This window comes from Candidatus Methylobacter oryzae (assembly GCF_003994235.2).
In the GTDB taxonomy this organism is placed as follows: Bacteria; Pseudomonadota; Gammaproteobacteria; order Methylococcales; family Methylomonadaceae; genus Methylobacter_A; species Methylobacter_A oryzae.
This window is the reverse complement of the sequence record NZ_RYFG02000113.1, coordinates 18,453-36,111: the sequence shown is the minus strand read 5'-3', so window position 1 is coordinate 36,111 and position 17,659 is coordinate 18,453. Positions and strand designations below refer to the sequence as shown.

The window sequence follows — 17,659 nt, the reverse complement described above, 5'->3', positions numbered from 1 at the left end:
GCAGAATTAGAGAAAACAGTGCAAAATCACCAACAAATCAACCACTTAAAAAATATCGTCCAAGACATTTTGGACGAAGCCGTAAAACAGGGCGCCAGCGCCGCTGAAGCCGGCTTGAGCCAGGAAAACGGCTTATCCGTATCGGTACGTCTTGGCGATGTCGAAACGATAGAACATCATTGCGACCAAGGTTTAGGCGTAACCGTTTATTTCGGGCAGCGCAAAGGCTCGGCCAGTACTACCGATTTATCGGTAGCTTCAATCAAGGAAACGGTTGGCGCGGCATGCAGTATTGCTCGCTACACCAGCGAAGATCAATATGCCGGACTGCCGGACAAGGAATTGCTGGCGACCGAGTTTCCGGATCTTGACCTTAACCATCCGTGGGATATTGGTGTCGATGGGGCGATTGCGTTGGCTATCGAATGCGAAGATGCGGCCCGGTCTTATCATGAAGAAATCAGCAATTCCGAAGGCGCTTCAATCGATACGCATCAAGGTATTCGCGTGATGGGCAATACCCTTGGTTTTCTTCAAGGCTTTGCTTCAAGCCGCCATTCTTTAAGCTGCTCGGTATTGGCGCAACGAGGCGACAGCATGCAGCGGGATTACTGGTATACCGTGGCAAGAAATGCGCGCGATTTGGAATCCGCAGCCGATGTCGGTAAAAAAGCGGCCGAGCGGACGCTTAGGCGTTTGCAAGCTCGCAGTCTCAGTACGCGGCAGTGTCCGGTGCTGTATTGCGCGGAAGTCGCTTCCGGCCTGCTGGGATCGTTTATCGGCGCAATCAGCGGCGGTAATTTATACCGCAAATCGTCCTTTTTGCTGGATGCGTTAAATACCCAAGTCTTTCCGGAATTTGTGCGTATTCATGAGCGGCCTTATTTAAAAGGCGCTTTGGGCAGTAGTTCGTATGATAGCGAAGGCGTTGCAACCCAAACTCGGGACATTGTCAGCGACGGTATTTTGCGCGGTTATGTGTTGAGCACCTATTCTGCCCGCAAGCTGGGATTGCGCAGTACCGGCAATGCCGGCGGCGTGCATAATTTAACGATTGATCCGGGTAAGCTGGACTATCAGGGTATGTTAAAAGAGCTGGGTACGGGATTGTTGGTTACCGAGCTGATGGGGCAGGGCGTCAATATGGTGACCGGCGATTATTCGCGCGGCGCAGCCGGGTTCTGGGTCGAAAACGGCGAGATTCAATATCCGGTTGAGGAAATCACCATTGCCGGCAATCTAAAAGATATGCTTAGAAATATTATTGCCGTCGGTAACGACGTTGATTATCGCGGCAATATCCGCACCGGTTCGATACTGGTTGAAAGGATGTCGATTGCCGGGGAATGATTGGGATAGAAAATTAAGTTCATCACCTACGAAGGGCGCGGTTTTCTTCGCGGGTGATGAATCTCATGTCATAAGCTTTTAACAATATCTTCGATTAGCTGTGGCCCACGATAAATAAGGCCGCTGTATATCTGCACCAGATTCGCTCCCACAGCCAATTTTTCCTGGGCATCTGCCGCGCTTAAAATTCCGCCAGCCGCAATAATCGGAATCTTGCCGTTCAGCTCCGCAGCTAAGCCGCGAACGACCAATGTAGACTTTTCCTTAACCGGCGCACCGCTTAAACCGCCGGCTTCATGAGCAAGCGGATGATCTGCAATCATATCGCGGGCAATGGTCGTGTTGGTCGCAATGACGCCGTCAATTTCAAATTCCAGCAATAACTTGGCGATATGCGTTATTTCGTCGGCGCTCAGGTCGGGGGCTATTTTCAGAACCAACGGCGTATACTTGCCGTGTTCTTGTCGTAGTTTCAGTTGTTCTTCTTTTAATGTTGCAATCAGGCTCTTAATTTCGTCTCCCTGTTGCAGTTGCCGTAGATTTTTAGTATTCGGCGAAGAAATGTTAATGGTAATGTAACTGGCTGCGGTATAGGCTTTGCGCAGGCCGATTAAATAATCGTCCGCCGCATTCCCAATCGGTGTGTCGAAATTCTTGCCGATATTGATGCCTAAAATACCGGAGTAACGGCTTTGTTTTACTCGCTCCAGTAAGTGGTCTATGCCCAGATTGTTAAAGCCCATGCGATTGATAATGGCTTGATGCTCGGGAAGCCTGAACAAGCGCGGTTTCGGGTTGCCGGGCTGCGGGCGCGGTGTGACCGTGCCTATTTCTATAAAGCCGAAGCCTAATGCGGCCAGCGCATTAATATAGTCCCCGTTTTTATCCAAACCGGCAGCGAGACCGGCCGGATTTTTAAAATCAAGTCCCATCGCATTAACAGGTTTATGATCAATTTCCGGATAGATCGCTTTTGATAGGCCTGAGGCATTGGCGGTTCTCAGTAATTTAAGCGTTACTTCGTGAGCTGTCTCCGGGTCTAAAGAGAATAATAAGGGGCGTAACAATGGATAAAGATTCATTTGTATGTGGTGTGGTTGGATAAGGTGGCAGGAACGGAATGATTTGAATAATGTTAGTGTGGCCGGCTAAGTGTATATGGCTCCGGCGCTACTGCGGTAGGCCGTTTCAAAACAAGATCGATCATTAGCTGTGCCGAGGCAGGCCCCATCGCCAGGCCGTTTCTGAAATGACCTGCGTTAATATACAGGTTGTCGATTTCAGGATGCTGGTCAATATAGGGTATGCCATGCTCTGTCCCTGGCCGTAAGCCTGCCCAGTGTTTAATTAGCGGGCAATTGTTAAGCGACGGTAATAAATTTAATGCGAAAGCTCCAAGCTGGTCTCGGGCTTGTGTCGTAGTTGTTTTGTTGAAATCATCCTGTTCTACCGTGCTGCCTGCCAGTATTTTACCGTCTCGCCGCGGAATCAGGTATTGATCTCCATCCAATACCATATAACTCAGCGTCTCCGGCCGGGCATCAAATAACAGCATTTGTCCTTTGACGGGGGTTATTTCCGGGGTGTCGCCAATGGCGGCGGGAAAAATTTGTCGAAACAATTGGCCGGTCCACGCTCCCGTTGCAGCGATCAGTTGGTTGACGGCAAGCTGGCCGGATGTGGTATTAATTGAGGTTATGCGGTTTTTAACGATGTTAACGGACGTTAGTTCGCAATGTTCTTTTAATATTGCTCCCTTATTGAGCAGGTCCTGTTTTAATGATTTTACTAATCGTGGATTGCGCGCTTGAGCAATTTCCGGTAACCAAAGCGGTTGATCGGGGACAGTGTTTAGCATATTGAAAAAATCCGCTCCGGCTGGTCGATATACAATGTTATTGGTATCGCACCAGTGAACAGCATCGCCAATATCCGGGTTTTTGACAATCAATAAGCCGCATTGAGTCCATTCGGGATCTATCTGGGTTTCGCTAGCCAATTGCGCGGCTAAAGTAGGATATAGTTTTAGGCTTTGCATTACCAGGCGAGTGATCGCATCCGGTTGCCGCCATGGATAAATCGGTAACAAAATTCCGCCGCCCGCCCAGGATGACTCCTGGCCCAGTTCATTTTTCTCAATAACCGTAACGGTAGCGCCGGCTTTAATAAACTCGCGGGCAGTCAGTAAGCCGATAACGCCGCCGCCTATGATGGTAATATCTGCAATGTTGGTCATGTATCTCGATAAAGATTAATACAAAGAATAAATATGTTGCTGCTACCAAGTGTATTTAATCTTAACCGTAGCTGAGGTATTTTCTATTAACATGCTTGTTTACCTGCTCAAACTCAGAATAGTCTAAATCAACAAATAGGGCTCGGGTTTGGCGTATGAGTGTCGGTTAAGGATTTTGTTTGGACTAAATAAAATTGCCAAAATTATCTGGTGCGACGTAGATTTTGCCATATTGCTCAGAACAAATTCATTTTATTTGCCGCTTGGCAGTAAAAGAAATTCTTAGCTGTGGTTTGAATGTATAAGTTGAATATCTTGTTGTTTTTTGCCTACAGCAACACATTTAAGATTAAAATTATCTTTATACTTATTGAAATATAAGGATTAATTAAAATTAAAAAAATGTCGCTAAAACTTGTAGGGATTTGGTTTAGCTGCTAATATTATCCGCGGAAGATGAGCTTTGTTGTATTAAAGCAAATTTTTGTAAAATAACAACCTCATGAGGGGGATAAATGATCAATAAAACTAAATTAGCTCTGGGTATTACGGCAGCATTGGCTTTGACCGGTGCTCTGGTTTCTCCACAAGCTATGGCGCATTCAAAAAAAGCTAAGCACCACGTAGTTACAGAATCGTCAAGCTCATATTCGTCAAGCTCTACGGGCTATTCAAACAGCAAAGTGGACGCATTGGAAGCCCAGCTGCGATCTATGCAAGCTGAAATCAACAGCTTAAGAGCTCAGGCAAACCGCCCTAATGCAGACGCTGGCAAGGTTCAGGAATTAGATCAATGGATGAACTCGGTTAAATCAGAGCCTAAAGAAAGCAAAAAAAGCAAAGACAACATGGTATTCTTCCGCGGCGGTTATGGCCATGCTAATAATCAAAGAGGTGGTACATTAGATCCTACTGCGATCCCAGCTCTTGGTTTAGCGAACAATAACGGTACAACAGTTGGTCCGATAGACGATAAAGATTCATGGTATTTCGGTGCCGGTTTTGATTTCAGCGTGAACGATAACCTGTTTGGCCTGATGGATAAAACAGAAGTCTTGGCTGAATTGATGTTCGATTATAAGCAGTTGGGCGAAAGAAAAAATAATGGTTTGTCTCCTGCCGAAACAGCAACAATTGCTGCGGCAACGGGCATTGTTTTACCTGCTGCAAACACTCAGAAAGCAACTGTCAATCAGTTGACACTGGCTGCTTCACCAAAAATAAAATTCATGAAAGGCAGCGCATTTAGACCTTGGTTGATTCCTGTCGGTTTTGAACTGAATATAGTTAGCCCTCCATCTGATGCTATTACCGTATTGAATCCAGGTATGCAATTTGGTTTAGGTGCGGATTACAAAATCTGGAACAACATTTACGTAGGTGCTGATGCTCGTTATCACTTAACTACACAAAATACTGATGGCGTTAACACAGACGGTGTTACTGCCGGCGGTTACCTCGGTTTGGGTTTCTAAGCATTTAGTTTAGAAAAAATCCGCTAAAGGGAGGGTTTCAAACCCCTCCCTTTTTTTATGCTTAAAGAATTAAAAAGCGCAAGATAAAGGGGCAAGGTAAAATAGCATCCTTTCCGGTTTGTGCCGGAAAATAATCAAATCTGACGTTACAAGTAATGAAAACTCTTTATCCTGAAATTTTGCCGTACCATACGTTTTTTCTGGAAACCGGCGGCAAGCATGCTGTGTATGTGGAGCAAAGCGGCAATCCTGACGGTATTCCTGTTATTTTTCTGCATGGCGGCCCCTGTTCCGGTACTAAGCCCGATCACCGGCGTTTTTTTAATCCCCAACTTTATCGGATTATTCTGTTCGACCAGCGCGGTTGCGGTTTATCGTTACCTTTTGGTGAGCTGGAAAATAACACTACCCAAGATTTAATCGATGATATGGAGCGTATCCGTAATCAGTTGGCTATTAATCAGTGGTTGGTATTTGGCGGTTCATGGGGTGGAGCTCTGGCTTTATTGTATGCTCAGCAGCATAAAGATAAGGTAATGGGTTTGATTCTTCGTGCAGTATTTTTGGCAAGGCAGCAGGATTTAGACTGGTTTGCCAAAGAGGGTGCCAGCAGGATCTATCCAGCACAATGGCAACGATTGATTGAAAGCATCCCGGAGCAAAGCCGTGACAGTCTGGTGTCAGGGTTATGGCAAGTGTTATGGGGTAAGGACGAGGTGGCGCAAAGGCGAGCCGCTAAAGAATGGATGGCCTGGGGCGGCCAAGTATCGTTAGGCAATGGTTATCAGTCGAATTTGAAAAGCGGGCCTATAACGGAAAAAATGATTAAACAGGTACGCATGGAATTGCATTATGCCAAGCATCATTATTTCATTCAGGAAAATCAAATATTGGATAACTGTGGCTGTTTGGCCGAAATTCCGACGGTGATTATTCATGGGCGCTATGATCTTGTTTGCCCTATGGAATCCGGTTTCAGTCTATACAAGACATTACCCAAGGCCGAATATATTATATTGCCCAATGCCGGGCATGTCGCTCAGGGCGAAGAAATGGTCGATGCATTAGTGGCTGCAACCGATAGGTTTGCGGAGCAGTAGTAGAAATTTACATTCAGCTGCTCCATAAGGCTGTAAATGCTTTATCATTAGCGTTGTTGCTATGGGTTGGCAAATACATTTTTACAGATAAATGAAATTACATGATCAAAAGCTCCGTGAGTTGGGCTTAGCTGTTATACAGGTAGAAACACAGGCAATTGCCGCATTGGCTGATCAAATTAATGATGATTTTGTAGTTGCCTGCAAGTTAATGTTCAACTGTAAAGGTCGTGTTGTGGTTACCGGTATGGGTAAATCAGGCCATATTGCCGGTAAGATTGCTGCGACTTTAGCCAGTACCGGAACACCGGCGTTTTTTGTACATTCAGGGGAAGCCAGTCATGGTGATTTGGGGATGATCACCCAGCAGGATGTCGTACTGGCTTTATCAAATTCCGGAGAGACTGAGGAAGTTTTAACAATTTTACCGATTATCAAACGGTTGGGCGTGCCATTAATAGCCATGACCGGTAACCCCGCTTCAACGCTGGCTAAATTTGCCTCCACTCATATCAACGTGGCTGTTGAGCAAGAAGCTTGTCCGCTAGGTTTGGCTCCCACGTCCAGTACCACCGCTGCATTAGTGATGGGTGATGCGCTGGCTGTCTCTTTGCTTGAGGCGCGAGGGTTTACCCGCGATGATTTTGCCTTATCTCATCCAGGCGGCAGTTTGGGTAAGCGGCTTTTATTAATGGCCGGCGATATTATGCATGCCGATGAAAAAGTGCCTTCAGTGCCTGAATCCGCGCTGATTAGTCACGCGTTGCTCGAAATGACCGAGAAAAAGTTGGGTATGACGGCTATTGTCGATGCCGACAGCCGTGTGGTCGGTATTTTTACCGACGGCGACCTACGGCGAATGTTGAGCAAAAATCTTGATGTACACCAAATATCTATTGCGGAAGTTATGACTCCTAATTGTACCGTGATTCCGGCTGATATTCTGGCTGCTGAGGCCATGCAAATTATGCAACGAAAAAAGATTAACGCGTTAATTGTTGTTGACGAGCAGCAAAAAGCGATAGGTGCTCTGAATATGCATGATCTGATCCGTGCGGGGATCGTATGATGACCGATACAAACCGTTGTTTGAGCGTTTTAGAAAAAGCCAAGAAACTCAAACTGTTGATACTGGATGTCGATGGGGTATTGACGGATGGCAAGTTGTTTTTCGATAGCGAGGGCAACGAATACAAGTCATTTCATGCGAGAGATGGCCACGGTATCAAATTGTTACGCCAGACTGGTGTTGAGGTTGCGGTAATTTCCGGGCGAAAATCAACTTCAGTTGCATTGCGCATGAAAAGTCTGGGTATTGAACATGTGTACCAGGGGCATGAAAACAAGGTTGCGGCATTTAATGAGATCATAGGGAAGATAGGTGTAACACACGAACAGGTGGCTCATGTCGGCGATGACTTGTTGGATTTGCCGATAATGATTAGAGTGGGCCTGGCGATTGCGGTTAACGATGCCAACTTTGCCGTTAAACAACGCGCTGATTGGTGTACGACATTGTCAGGAGGACAGGGTGCAGTCAGGGAAGTTTGTGATTTTATTATGCAGGCGCAAGGACATTTTGATGATGTCTTAAATACTTACCTGACTTGCTAGAGCGCGAAGATAAATGATCAGGCTAAATGGAAATTACGGGTATTTGTACCTGGCCATTATTGCACTAATGAGTTGGTGGCTGATGAGGTTGACCGATTCGGAAGGTCTTGGCCGAATAGTGGTGCCGGCTCATAGTCCCGATTATTTCAGCAAGGGCTATACGAAATGGGAAATGAGCGAACTCGGCAGGCCGAAAAGTAAATTGGTTGCTGATGAAATGACTCATTATAGTGACGATGGAACTACACATTTAGTCAAGCCGATCATGGCTTTTTATAATGAGAAAACGCCGCCGTGGGTAATTCAGTCGGAGACTGGCGTTTTATCGGCTGACGGGAAGGATTTGTTGTTGAACGGTCAGGTCTATGTCGATAGGGCCGCAGCTAAAGGCGTCAGAGAGCTTAAAATCCATACCTCCAATTTAAAAGTAAAACCGGAAACCAGTTACGCAGAAACGAATGCATGGGCAGAATTGATCAGCTTACCAAATTGGACTACAGGAGTCGGTATGAAACTGGTCTTTGCGCAACCGATTCACCTGGAACTGCTCTCTAATGTAAAGGGTAACTATGAAACAAAATAAAAACCTTGGCTGCCGCATATTACGTAGAAGTAGCTGTTGTTTACTATTATTGGCGCTTTTTAGCACGAGCGTTTGCGCCTTGGAAAGCGACGGCGATCAGCCGATAATCATCGATTCGAATACAGCAACTTATGACGATGTAAAAGCCATCAGCACGTATACTGGTAATGTCATATCAATTCAAGGCAGTATTCGGGTAAACTCGGATAAGTTAGTGGTTTATTTTATAGACGGCGAAGCTGATAAAATGGTGTTTACAGGTAATCTCGCAAAATTTAAACAAACGCCTCATGAGGGTGATCCGGATATAACCGGGGAAGCGCTAACAGGTGAGTATTATCCTAAAAAGAATTTGTTGGTTTTGATCGGTAAAGCGACCGTCTGGCAGGGTAGTGGTGCTTATGCTAGCGATTTTATTGAATACGATCTTAAAACCTCGCTGGTTAAAGCGGGAGAGAAAGAATCCGATAACAAACGAGTTCATGTGGTATTGCAGCCAAAAGGTAAAGAGCAGGCTCAGGGACAGGAAAAAAAAACGACCGTAAAGGATAATAATAAATGATAAGCTGCCAAGTTGATGATGCGAAGCCGAAGGGCGCAAAATATCCAGCTATATTCTTTTTTTGTTTGTCTTTTAGCCGTTAAACATGACCAGATTAGCCGCAAAACATCTGATTAAAAGCTACAATAAACGCAATGTAGTTAACGGGGTTTCATTACATGTCGATACCGGTGAGGTCGTTGGGCTGTTGGGGCCTAACGGTGCCGGGAAAACGACTAGTTTCTATATGATGGTAGGCTTGATTAAGGCCGATGAAGGTGAAATCACGCTGGATTCCCAAGTCATTACTCATCATCCGATGCATTTGAGGGCGCAATTAGGGATAGGTTATTTGCCGCAGGAGCCATCGGTTTTCCGAAAATTAAGTGTAGCAGATAATTTACGTGCAGTTTTACAGATTCGTTCCGATTTAACCGAAGGGCAGGCGGAATTGGTCATTGAGGAGCTGTTACAGGAGTTTCATATCCTTCATTTGCGTGACCAGACTGCTTTGGGATTGTCGGGCGGCGAGAGGCGGCGAGTTGAAATTGCCAGGGCATTAGCCACCAATCCGCAATTTATATTACTGGATGAGCCTTTTGCCGGTGTTGATCCGATATCGGTAGATGATATAAAAAAGATCATAGAGCATTTGAAAGATCGCGGCATTGGTGTGCTGATTACCGAACACAATGTCAGGGAAACGCTAGGCATTTGTAATCGTGCCTATATACTTAACGACGGCAGAGTGATAGCTGAAGGCGGTGCGGAAGCTATTGTTGCCAATGAGGAAGTACGCAAAGTTTATTTAGGCAATAACTTTAGCCTTTAATTTAAGGGCAATTTTTCATAGTTGTTCTAACCAAGAACAGAATAACCGTTGGGATACTCCTACTAAATCGTGTGACCGAATGAAACAATCCTTACATCTTCGACTGGGTCAACAACTGGCTATGACGCCGCAATTGCAGCAGGCGATCAAGTTGTTGCAGATGTCGACATTAGAGTTGCAGCAAGAAATTCAGCAGGCTCTTGAGTCTAATATGATGCTGGAAGTTAATGAGGAAGAAAGCGCTGTCCAGGAAAGCGAAATAACGCCGGAGAAGAAAATCGATAATTCGGATTTGCTGACCAGCCAAGGCTCGCAAACCGATATCCCCGATGAATTGCCTGTTGATTCTTCCTGGGATGATATTTATGAATATGCGATGGAGTCGGGTTCCAATTCCGCCGAAGCTGTTGAATTCGAAACACAGCGCAGTAAATCATCAACCTTAATGGATCATTTATTGTGGCAAGTGGAACTGACCACATTCTCCGAGCGGGATCACGCCATTGCAATGGCCATTATCGATTCGATCAATGAAGACGGTTACCTGATCAGTAGTCTTGAAGAAATCTTTCAAGGATTGCAAAACCAGTTAGACGATCTGGATTTCGATGAAGTGAACGCAGTATTGCATAGGGTGCAAAATTTTGACCCGGCCGGCGTTGCGGCTATCGATTTAAAGGATTGTTTGAGGTTGCAAATATTGCAGTTGCCGGAGACGACTCCTTATAAAGCAGAAGCACTGATTCTTGTTACCCGGTATTTGGATTTGCTGGCTACGCACGAGCAATCGAAACTGATGCGCAAATTGGGGGTGACGGAGCGGCAACTGAGTGAGGTTGTGGCCTTAATCCGGACTTTGGACCCCAAGCCGGGCGCGCGCATACAGGACTCGGATTCCGAATACGTTATTCCCGACGTTTACGTGGTTAAGCAAAACGATAAATGGCAGGTTAACCTAAATCCTGATATAGCGCCAAAGTTGCGTATTAATCCTTTTTATTCAAGCATGATAAAAAGAGCGGATAACAGCAAGGATAATACCTGTATGAAGGACCATTTGCAGGAAGCAAGATGGTTTATTAAGAGTCTCCAGAGCCGAAACGATACCTTATTGCGTGTCGCGCGGTGTATTGTGGAAAAACAAACCGGGTTTCTTGAGCATGGTTCTATCGCAATGAAATCCATGGTGTTAAGAGATATTGCTGAAGAATTGGAATTACATGAGTCGACTATATCCAGGGTGACGACACAGAAATTTATGCATACCCCCAATGGTATTGTCGAATTTAAGTATTTTTTTTCCAGTCATGTATCAACAGAAGGAGGGGGCGAGTGTTCATCTACGGCCATAAGGGCATTTATTAAAGAACTAATCAGCAATGAAAATCTGGCAAAACCGTTAAGTGATAGTAAAATAGCCGAGCTATTAAAAGAAAAGGGCATTAATGTTGCTAGAAGGACAATTGCCAAGTATCGCGAAGCGATGCTTATTTCATCATCAAGTCAGCGCAAGCGTATTTTATAGCGCGGACTGACAAACAAAAAACAATCATAATTAAGGAGTTTATCTCATGCAAGTCATCGTAACAGGCCATCATCTTGAAATAACCGACGCTTTAAAAGCGCACACTGACTCAAAATTTGAAAAATTGGCGCGTCATTTTGATAATGTTACCGATGTACACGTCATTTTAAGCGTGGAAAAGTTAATTCAAAAGGCTGAAGCAACACTGCAGTTAAGCGGTGCTAAATTATTCGCAGAAGATCATCAAGAAGATATGTACGCCGCTATCGACAATATGGTTGATAAGCTGGACCGTCAAATTATCAAGCACAAAGAAAAAACCAGTCAGCACAGATAATAGGGTATGACAAGGTAAAAGGCGCTTTTTTGAACCTTTTACCTTGAACCTAATCTCATGAAATTATTAATCGTTAGTGGTCTTTCCGGTTCAGGTAAAAGTATCGCTTTGGATACGTTGGAAGATTGCGGTTACTATTGTATTGATAATTTGCCAGTGACGTTGCTGGAAGATTTTATCAACCATGTTATGTTGGTAGATAAACTTACCTATGCAAAAACGGCAATTGGCATTGATGCTAGGAATCAAAGCGAAAGCTTGGCCGATTTTTCCGAAAGTTTGGAGCTAATACGCAGTAAGCAGATTGATTGCGAAATTATTTTCATGCAGGCGGAAGAATCTACCTTATTGAAGCGTTACAGTGAAACCCGGCGGAGGCATCCGCTAACGGATTCAAACGTACCGTTAAGAGAAGCGTTAAAAATTGAGAAGGAAATGTTGACGCCGGTCGCAAGACACGCCAGCGTAGTGATTGATACCAGTCGAACACATTACCACGAATTGCGGGAATTGATCAGGGATCAGGTCGGCGAAAGAGATGGCAGGCATATTTCTTTGCAATTTCAATCTTTTGGCTTTAAACATGGCGTCCCGTTAGATGCCGATTTTGTATTCGATGCCCGCGGTCTGCCAAATCCTTATTGGATTCCGGAGTTGCGCGGCTTGACGGGAAAAGACCGGCCCGTAATCGACTTTCTTGATAATCAGGAGTTGGTTGCCGAGCTTTTTAAGGATATTAAGGATTTCCTTGATCGTTGGATTCCCCGGTTTGAGGCCGAAGGACGCAGCTATTTGACAGTTGCTATAGGATGCACAGGCGGTCAACACCGTTCGGTCTATTTGGTGGATGCATTTGCCAGACAGTTTAAAGGTCCTTCTTTTAATGTGATTGTCCGTCACCGGGAATTACAATAAGCCCCTGTTGCGGCCTATCAGATTTATTAAGACTAGCTGTAAAGCCGTGTGGTGCCGTCCTTACAGCTGGCCGATTTAATTTATACCCAAAGGGCATAAGGGTTTGAGCAGACAAGCCGCTCCCGCTCAACTCGGTTTTATTTTAAAGATAGCGTTTCAGTTCGGCCTATCATTTCAATGAATAGTTTGTCTTCCTTGCATAGCCACCCAATGGCCCGTTGAACATCATTTTTACTGACGCCCGTTTCAGTGGTAACTTTATTCACACTGGACGGTCCGTTTTGATTTAGATAATTCCAGACTGTTCCTGCTGCATCGCCGATTGTATTAGACATAGTAATCACCTTTAGTTTAGATGGTTGTGTTAAGGAGCTTTGGTTTGATGGTCAGGAAGCACGATATTTAATTCCAGTGTTTCCTGAGTGTCGTTTTGTTCAAAATTAACAGATATTGCATCTTGTCCTACGTTAACGTATTTCCGAATAACCTCCAGCAATTCTTTTTGTAATTGGGGAAGATAGGACGGTTGATTCCTGGAACTGCGTTCGTGAGCAACCAGAATTTGCAGCCTTTCCTTGGCAAGCGATGCCGAGCTGGCTTTAGATGTTCTAAAATAATCCAGTAAACTCATTATCTGCTCCTGAACAACTTCCCAAACAGGCCTTTTTTCTCATCAATAAAGCGATGGGGTCTATCTTCACCTAAATAACGGGCAATGATATCGGCGTAGGCTTGGCCTGCGTCGCTTTTTTCATCAAGAATAACCGGGATGCCGGAGTTTGATGCATTAAGCACCGATTTTGATTCGGGGATAACGCCCAGTAAATGCAATGATAAGATTTCTTGTACGTCATTTACACTCAACATTTCGCCTAATTTGACTCTATCGGGCGAGTAACGTGACAGCAGCAGATACTCTTTGATAGGTTCTTCGTTTTGTTCGGCGCGGCGCGACTTGCTGGATAAAATGCCTAGCATGCGGTCAGAGTCACGTACGGAGGAGACTTCCGGGTTGGTTACAATGAAAGCGTCATCGGCAAAATACATCGCTAAGTGGGCGCCTTTTTCGATGCCGGCAGGAGAATCGCAGACGATGTATTTAAAATCTTTTTTCAGTTCGTCCAAAATTCTGCCTACACCTTCCTGGCTTAGTGCATCTTTGTCGCGAGTTTGCGAAGCAGGCAGGATGTAAAGCTGGTCGCAATTTTTGTCGCGTATTAATGCTTGGTTAAGGCCGGCTTCGCCGTTGATAACGTTAACAAAATCGTAAACAACGCGGCGCTCGCAGCCCATGATCAAATCCAGGTTGCGCAAACCCACATCAAAATCGATGACTGCTGTTTTGTGACCCCTTTTTGCAAGCCCCATGGCGATAGCGGCGCTTGTAGTTGTTTTGCCAACGCCACCTTTGCCTGATGTTACGACTATGATTCGTGCCACAAATTTTTCCTCCACAGAGCAATATGAATTAAATATCTTTAATAATTAAAGTATGGTCTTGTAAATAGATCTGGACAGGCTGATTGGGAGCAGCGCCGTTCAAGTCCTCGCTGATTTTATAGTTTCCGGCGATTGAAATAAGCTCGGCTTGTAAATCCGAACAAAAAATACGAGCTTCCGTGTCGCCTTGCACGCCTGCCAAGGCGCGGCCTCTTAACGAGCCGTAAACATGGATATTGCCCTCGGCCAAGATTTCAGCGCCGGCGCTGACTTGGGCTAAAATGATTAAATCGCCCGAAGCATAAATACGCTGGCCTGAGCGGACCGGATGAGTGATTAATGTACTATTGACAGTGACGAATTGCGGCTCTGGTGCAATCTCGGGCTCAGGCGTTTGTGGTTTCTGTTTTTCTGGCGATGTTGCCGGGTTATGGTTTATATGGCCTGAATGAGAGGGAATTCCAAGCTTCAGCGCCTGTTGATTCTGTTGCGCGCTGCCGCCGCGTATTCCTATCGGTAACAAGTCCAGTTTACGTATGATATTGACTAGCTTGTTGATATTAGTGTCGAGATTAAGGTTATTCAGTTCCTGTAAGTCAAACACCAATGGCGAATTCTTGAAGAACTCCGGAGCTTGATGGATTTTTTCTTGTAACTGCTGTTCAATAGCAATGAGGTCATTGTTGGCTAAGACCAAAACAGGTACGGAAAAAGTGCTGCTTTTAAATTCCAATACCGGTGAGTGATGAGTGTTCTGTTGAGAGTCCGTTGACATCCGCTGAATCTGGTTGGTCAGAAATTGTACTGATTCTAACATTGCTGGTGAAAAAAATCATTTTTACAATTGGTAAACAATTTCCTCCTTAGGCTGGTATTTCCTCTAGGTGGTAGATGGCAACTGTAAAGAAGCTTGTAGCGATGATGTCGGTTATCAAAACCACTTGTTTTATATGGTGTTTGTCATTTTAGTGATGCTGCCGAAGCTTGCAATCTTTAGCATTATCCTTTAACTTAGAAGCATATCCGTAAAGGCTAGGGGTGCTTTCCGATTTTCGAATTACATGGATCGGGAGGCTGAGAAAAACCCTTTGAACCTGATCCCGGTTAATGCCGGCGTAGGAAAGCCCAGACTTGCCTGCGCCTTATTGTTTTGTTGGAGATAAAAACATGAGCGCTGTCCTTAAAGAAGTTACGTCGGCTGAATCCAGCGGCGTAAAGATTGATTCCTACCCTGCATCGGAAAAAGTATATGTTCAAGGCAGTCGTCCCGACATACAAGTTCCGATGCGTAAAATTACCTTATCCGATACGCCGGTGCATTTCGGTGCGGAAAAAAATCCGCCTCTTTATGTCTATGATACTTCCGGCGTTTACACCGATCCTAACGTCGAAGTCGATTTGAGAAAAGGCTTGGGCGCCATCCGTTCAGCCTGGATAGAGGAAAGAAACGACACCGAGGCGTTATCAGGGCCGACTTCGGAATACGGCCTCCAGCGTCTTAACGATCCCGCTACCGCAGAGCTGCGCTTTGAACATATCCGCAAACCGCGCCGCGCCAAAGCCGGCATGAACGTGACGCAAATGCACTATGCCAGAAAAGGCATTATCACGCCGGAGATGGAATTTATCGCGATCCGCGAAAACCAGAAAATGGAAGAGATGCGCGACTTATGGAAAGACCAGCATCCGGGCGATTCTTTCGGCGCGTCGATTCCCGACGTGATTACGCCTGAGTTTGTTCGTTCCGAAGTGGCCAGGGGCCGTGCGATCATTCCGTGCAACATCAACCATCCGGAATTAGAGCCGATGATTATCGGCCGCAATTTCCTGGTCAAAATCAACGGTAATCTGGGCAATTCGGCGGTGACTTCGTCTATCGAGGAAGAAGTCGAGAAAATGCTTTGGGGCATCCGCTGGGGCGGCGACACGATCATGGATTTGTCCACCGGCAAGAACATCCACGAAACCCGCGAATGGATTTTGCGCAATTCGCCGGTACCTATCGGCACCGTGCCGATTTACCAGGCGCTGGAGAAAGTCAACGGTAAGGCCGAAGAACTGAACTGGGAGATTTTCCGCGATACGCTGATCGAGCAGGCCGAGCAAGGCGTCGACTACTTTACGATCCATGCCGGCGTGCGCCTGCATCACGTGCCGCTGACCGCAAAACGCATGACAGGCATCGTGTCCCGCGGCGGCTCGATCATGGCGAAATGGTGTCTGGCACATCACACCGAAAGCTTCCTGTACACGCATTTCGAGGAAATCTGCGAAATCATGAAAGCTTACGACGTGGCGTTCTCATTAGGCGACGGCTTGCGTCCGGGCTCGATTTACGACGCCAACGACGCCGCGCAATTCGGCGAACTGGAAACGCTGGGCGAATTGACCAAAATCGCCTGGAAGCACGACGTGCAAACCATGATCGAAGGCCCGGGCCACGTGCCGTTGCATATGATCAAGGTCAACATGGACAAGCAATTGGAAGAATGCGGCGAAGCGCCTTTCTATACATTAGGCCCGCTGACGACCGATATTGCGCCAGGCTACGACCATATCACCTCGGCGATCGGCGCGGCCAACATCGGCTGGTACGGTTGTGCTATGCTGTGCTACGTGACCCAAAAAGAGCATTTAGGTTTGCCGAACAAGCAAGATGTTCGTGAAGGCATCGTGACGTATAAAATCGCCGCCCATGCGGCCGATTTGGCAAAAGGCCATCCCGGCGCACAAGCGCGCGATAACGCAATGTCCAAAGCGCGCTTTGAATTCCGTTGGGAAGACCAGTTCAATATCGGTCTCGATCCTGAGAAAGCGCGCGAATTCCACGACGAGACGCTGCCGAAAGAATCGGCCAAAGTCGCGCATTTCTGCTCGATGTGCGGTCCGCATTTCTGCTCGATGAAAATCAGCCAGGACGTGCGCGATTATGCGGCCGAAAAAGGCCTTAAAGAAGAGGACGCTTTAGTCAAAGGCATGGATGAAAAATCCAAGCAGTTCCTTGAAGAAGGTGCCGATATTTATCATAAAGTTTAACAATATGAAGCCCTTCCCGTAATCGGGAAGGGCGTCTATATTAGATTTATTCCCTCCTCATATAATTCCCGCACTCCATCATACAGCTTCAGCTTCCCTAATTTAAAAGGAGTTTTTCTTTGGTATAAGTAGTAACTCCTATACACTTATCCAAAATCAATTCTACACAAATAAGGCAAATCCAATGGGCGCTTACCAACATATTCTATTGGCCGTGGATTATTCCGGGCATAGCGATATATGCGCCCGGCGCGCAAAAGATTTGGCCAAAAAATACCAAGCTAAATTCAGCCTTATTCATGTGCTGGATAATATACCCATGCCGGATACCGGTTACGGAACAGTAATTTCGCTAACCGAGGACTCGGGCTATGCTCTGCTCGAAGCGGAGAAAGACCGGTTGAAGCAAATCGGCGATCGGCTTGGCATAGCCCAGAGCAATCGTTGGTTGATTTGGGGGACTCCCAAACAGGAGATTGTTCAGCTTGCCGAGCGGGAGCAGGTCGATTTAATCGTCGTCGGTTCTCATGGGCGCCATGGTTTGTCTCTATTGCTGGGGTCTACAGCAAATAGTGTTCTGCATTATGCCGGATGCGATGTGATGGCGATTCGGTTGCCGGATGATTCAGTTTTTTAGTTGCTATACTTTTTTGTATGGGTAAATTACTCATGAAA

The 17,659-nt window shown here is 45.9% G+C and carries 19 protein-coding genes and 1 riboswitch; of the genes, 13 read left to right on the top strand and 6 right to left on the bottom strand.

What is annotated here, in order from left to right:
• Window positions 1-18 precede the first annotated feature (18 nt).
• Window positions 19-1,350 (top strand): metalloprotease PmbA, encoded by a 1,332-nt coding sequence (pmbA, locus tag EKO24_RS17155; RefSeq protein WP_127027916.1) that lies wholly within the window; start codon window positions 19-21, stop codon window positions 1,348-1,350.
• 68 nt (window positions 1,351-1,418) lie between these two features.
• Here pmbA and EKO24_RS17150 read toward each other — a convergent pair whose 3' ends face one another.
• Both EKO24_RS17150 and thiO read right to left on the bottom strand, forming a co-directional pair.
• Entirely contained in the window at window positions 1,419-2,432 is a 1,014-nt protein-coding gene (locus EKO24_RS17150) for a quinone-dependent dihydroorotate dehydrogenase (protein WP_127027915.1), read from the bottom strand.
• 53 nt (window positions 2,433-2,485) lie between these two features.
• Window positions 2,486-3,586: a glycine oxidase ThiO gene (thiO, locus tag EKO24_RS17145; protein WP_127027914.1), complete on the bottom strand. Its 1,101-nt coding sequence runs from the start codon at window positions 3,584-3,586 to the stop codon at window positions 2,486-2,488.
• A 515-nt stretch (window positions 3,587-4,101) separates the two neighbouring features.
• Here thiO and EKO24_RS17140 point away from each other — a divergent pair.
• From EKO24_RS17140 to rapZ, 10 genes are all read left to right on the top strand, one after another.
• Window positions 4,102-5,061 carry a porin family protein gene (locus EKO24_RS17140; protein ID WP_127027913.1) on the top strand — a complete coding sequence of 320 codons (960 nt, stop codon included), beginning with the start codon at window positions 4,102-4,104 and terminating at the stop codon, window positions 5,059-5,061.
• Window positions 5,062-5,216: 155 nt separating this feature from the next.
• A complete protein-coding gene (gene pip, locus EKO24_RS17135) occupies window positions 5,217-6,161 on the top strand; it encodes a prolyl aminopeptidase (protein ID WP_127027912.1) in 945 nt (314 codons plus the stop codon).
• 91 nt (window positions 6,162-6,252) lie between these two features.
• Entirely contained in the window at window positions 6,253-7,230 is a 978-nt protein-coding gene (locus tag EKO24_RS17130; protein ID WP_143733245.1) for a KpsF/GutQ family sugar-phosphate isomerase, read from the top strand.
• Window positions 7,230-7,775, top strand: coding sequence for a 3-deoxy-manno-octulosonate-8-phosphatase KdsC (gene kdsC, locus EKO24_RS17125; protein ID WP_127027960.1), 546 nt, complete (start codon window positions 7,230-7,232; stop codon window positions 7,773-7,775). The genes EKO24_RS17130 and kdsC overlap by 1 nt, the downstream gene beginning before the upstream one ends.
• A gap of 67 nt (window positions 7,776-7,842) precedes the next feature.
• The gene (lptC, locus tag EKO24_RS17120) at window positions 7,843-8,358 is read left to right on the top strand and encodes an LPS export ABC transporter periplasmic protein LptC (protein ID WP_338324016.1); all 516 of its coding nucleotides are present in this window, start codon (window positions 7,843-7,845) and stop codon (window positions 8,356-8,358) included.
• Entirely contained in the window at window positions 8,345-8,920 is a 576-nt protein-coding gene (lptA, locus tag EKO24_RS17115) for a lipopolysaccharide transport periplasmic protein LptA (protein ID WP_127027909.1), read from the top strand. The genes lptC and lptA overlap by 14 nt, the downstream gene beginning before the upstream one ends.
• Window positions 8,921-9,005: 85 nt before the next feature.
• Entirely contained in the window at window positions 9,006-9,731 is a 726-nt protein-coding gene (gene lptB / locus EKO24_RS17110; RefSeq protein ID WP_127027908.1) for an LPS export ABC transporter ATP-binding protein, read from the top strand.
• A 79-nt stretch (window positions 9,732-9,810) separates the two neighbouring features.
• A complete protein-coding gene (locus tag EKO24_RS17105; RefSeq protein WP_127027907.1) occupies window positions 9,811-11,256 on the top strand; it encodes an RNA polymerase factor sigma-54 in 1,446 nt (481 codons plus the stop codon).
• A 46-nt stretch (window positions 11,257-11,302) separates the two neighbouring features.
• Entirely contained in the window at window positions 11,303-11,593 is a 291-nt protein-coding gene (gene hpf / locus EKO24_RS17100) for a ribosome hibernation-promoting factor, HPF/YfiA family (RefSeq protein WP_127027906.1), read from the top strand.
• Window positions 11,594-11,650: 57 nt separating this feature from the next.
• Window positions 11,651-12,508 (top strand): RNase adapter RapZ, encoded by an 858-nt coding sequence (gene rapZ / locus EKO24_RS17095; protein WP_127027905.1) that lies wholly within the window; start codon window positions 11,651-11,653, stop codon window positions 12,506-12,508.
• 137 nt (window positions 12,509-12,645) lie between these two features.
• Here the strand turns inward: rapZ and EKO24_RS17090 are convergent, their stop codons facing one another.
• From EKO24_RS17090 to minC, 4 genes are read right to left on the bottom strand one after another with little or no spacing between them, the layout of a single operon-like run.
• Window positions 12,646-12,843: a winged helix-turn-helix domain-containing protein gene (locus EKO24_RS17090; protein WP_127027904.1), complete on the bottom strand. Its 198-nt coding sequence runs from the start codon at window positions 12,841-12,843 to the stop codon at window positions 12,646-12,648.
• Between the two features lie 29 nt (window positions 12,844-12,872).
• Window positions 12,873-13,139: a cell division topological specificity factor MinE gene (gene minE, locus EKO24_RS17085; RefSeq protein WP_127027903.1), complete on the bottom strand. Its 267-nt coding sequence runs from the start codon at window positions 13,137-13,139 to the stop codon at window positions 12,873-12,875.
• Window positions 13,139-13,948 (bottom strand): septum site-determining protein MinD, encoded by an 810-nt coding sequence (gene minD, locus EKO24_RS17080; protein ID WP_127027902.1) that lies wholly within the window; start codon window positions 13,946-13,948, stop codon window positions 13,139-13,141. The genes minE and minD overlap by 1 nt, the downstream gene beginning before the upstream one ends.
• Before the next feature lie 28 nt (window positions 13,949-13,976).
• Window positions 13,977-14,723 (bottom strand): septum site-determining protein MinC, encoded by a 747-nt coding sequence (gene minC, locus EKO24_RS17075; RefSeq protein ID WP_127027901.1) that lies wholly within the window; start codon window positions 14,721-14,723, stop codon window positions 13,977-13,979.
• A gap of 249 nt (window positions 14,724-14,972) precedes the next feature.
• Window positions 14,973-15,087: riboswitch (TPP riboswitch) on the top strand.
• Between the two features lie 28 nt (window positions 15,088-15,115).
• Between minC and thiC the strand changes: the two genes are divergently transcribed.
• Together thiC and EKO24_RS17065 are read left to right on the top strand one after the other, a co-directional pair.
• Window positions 15,116-16,984: a phosphomethylpyrimidine synthase ThiC gene (gene thiC / locus EKO24_RS17070; RefSeq protein ID WP_127027900.1), complete on the top strand. Its 1,869-nt coding sequence runs from the start codon at window positions 15,116-15,118 to the stop codon at window positions 16,982-16,984.
• Between the two features lie 184 nt (window positions 16,985-17,168).
• The gene (locus EKO24_RS17065; protein WP_127027899.1) at window positions 17,169-17,621 is read left to right on the top strand and encodes a universal stress protein; all 453 of its coding nucleotides are present in this window, start codon (window positions 17,169-17,171) and stop codon (window positions 17,619-17,621) included.
• The last annotated feature ends 38 nt before the right edge of the window (window positions 17,622-17,659 follow it).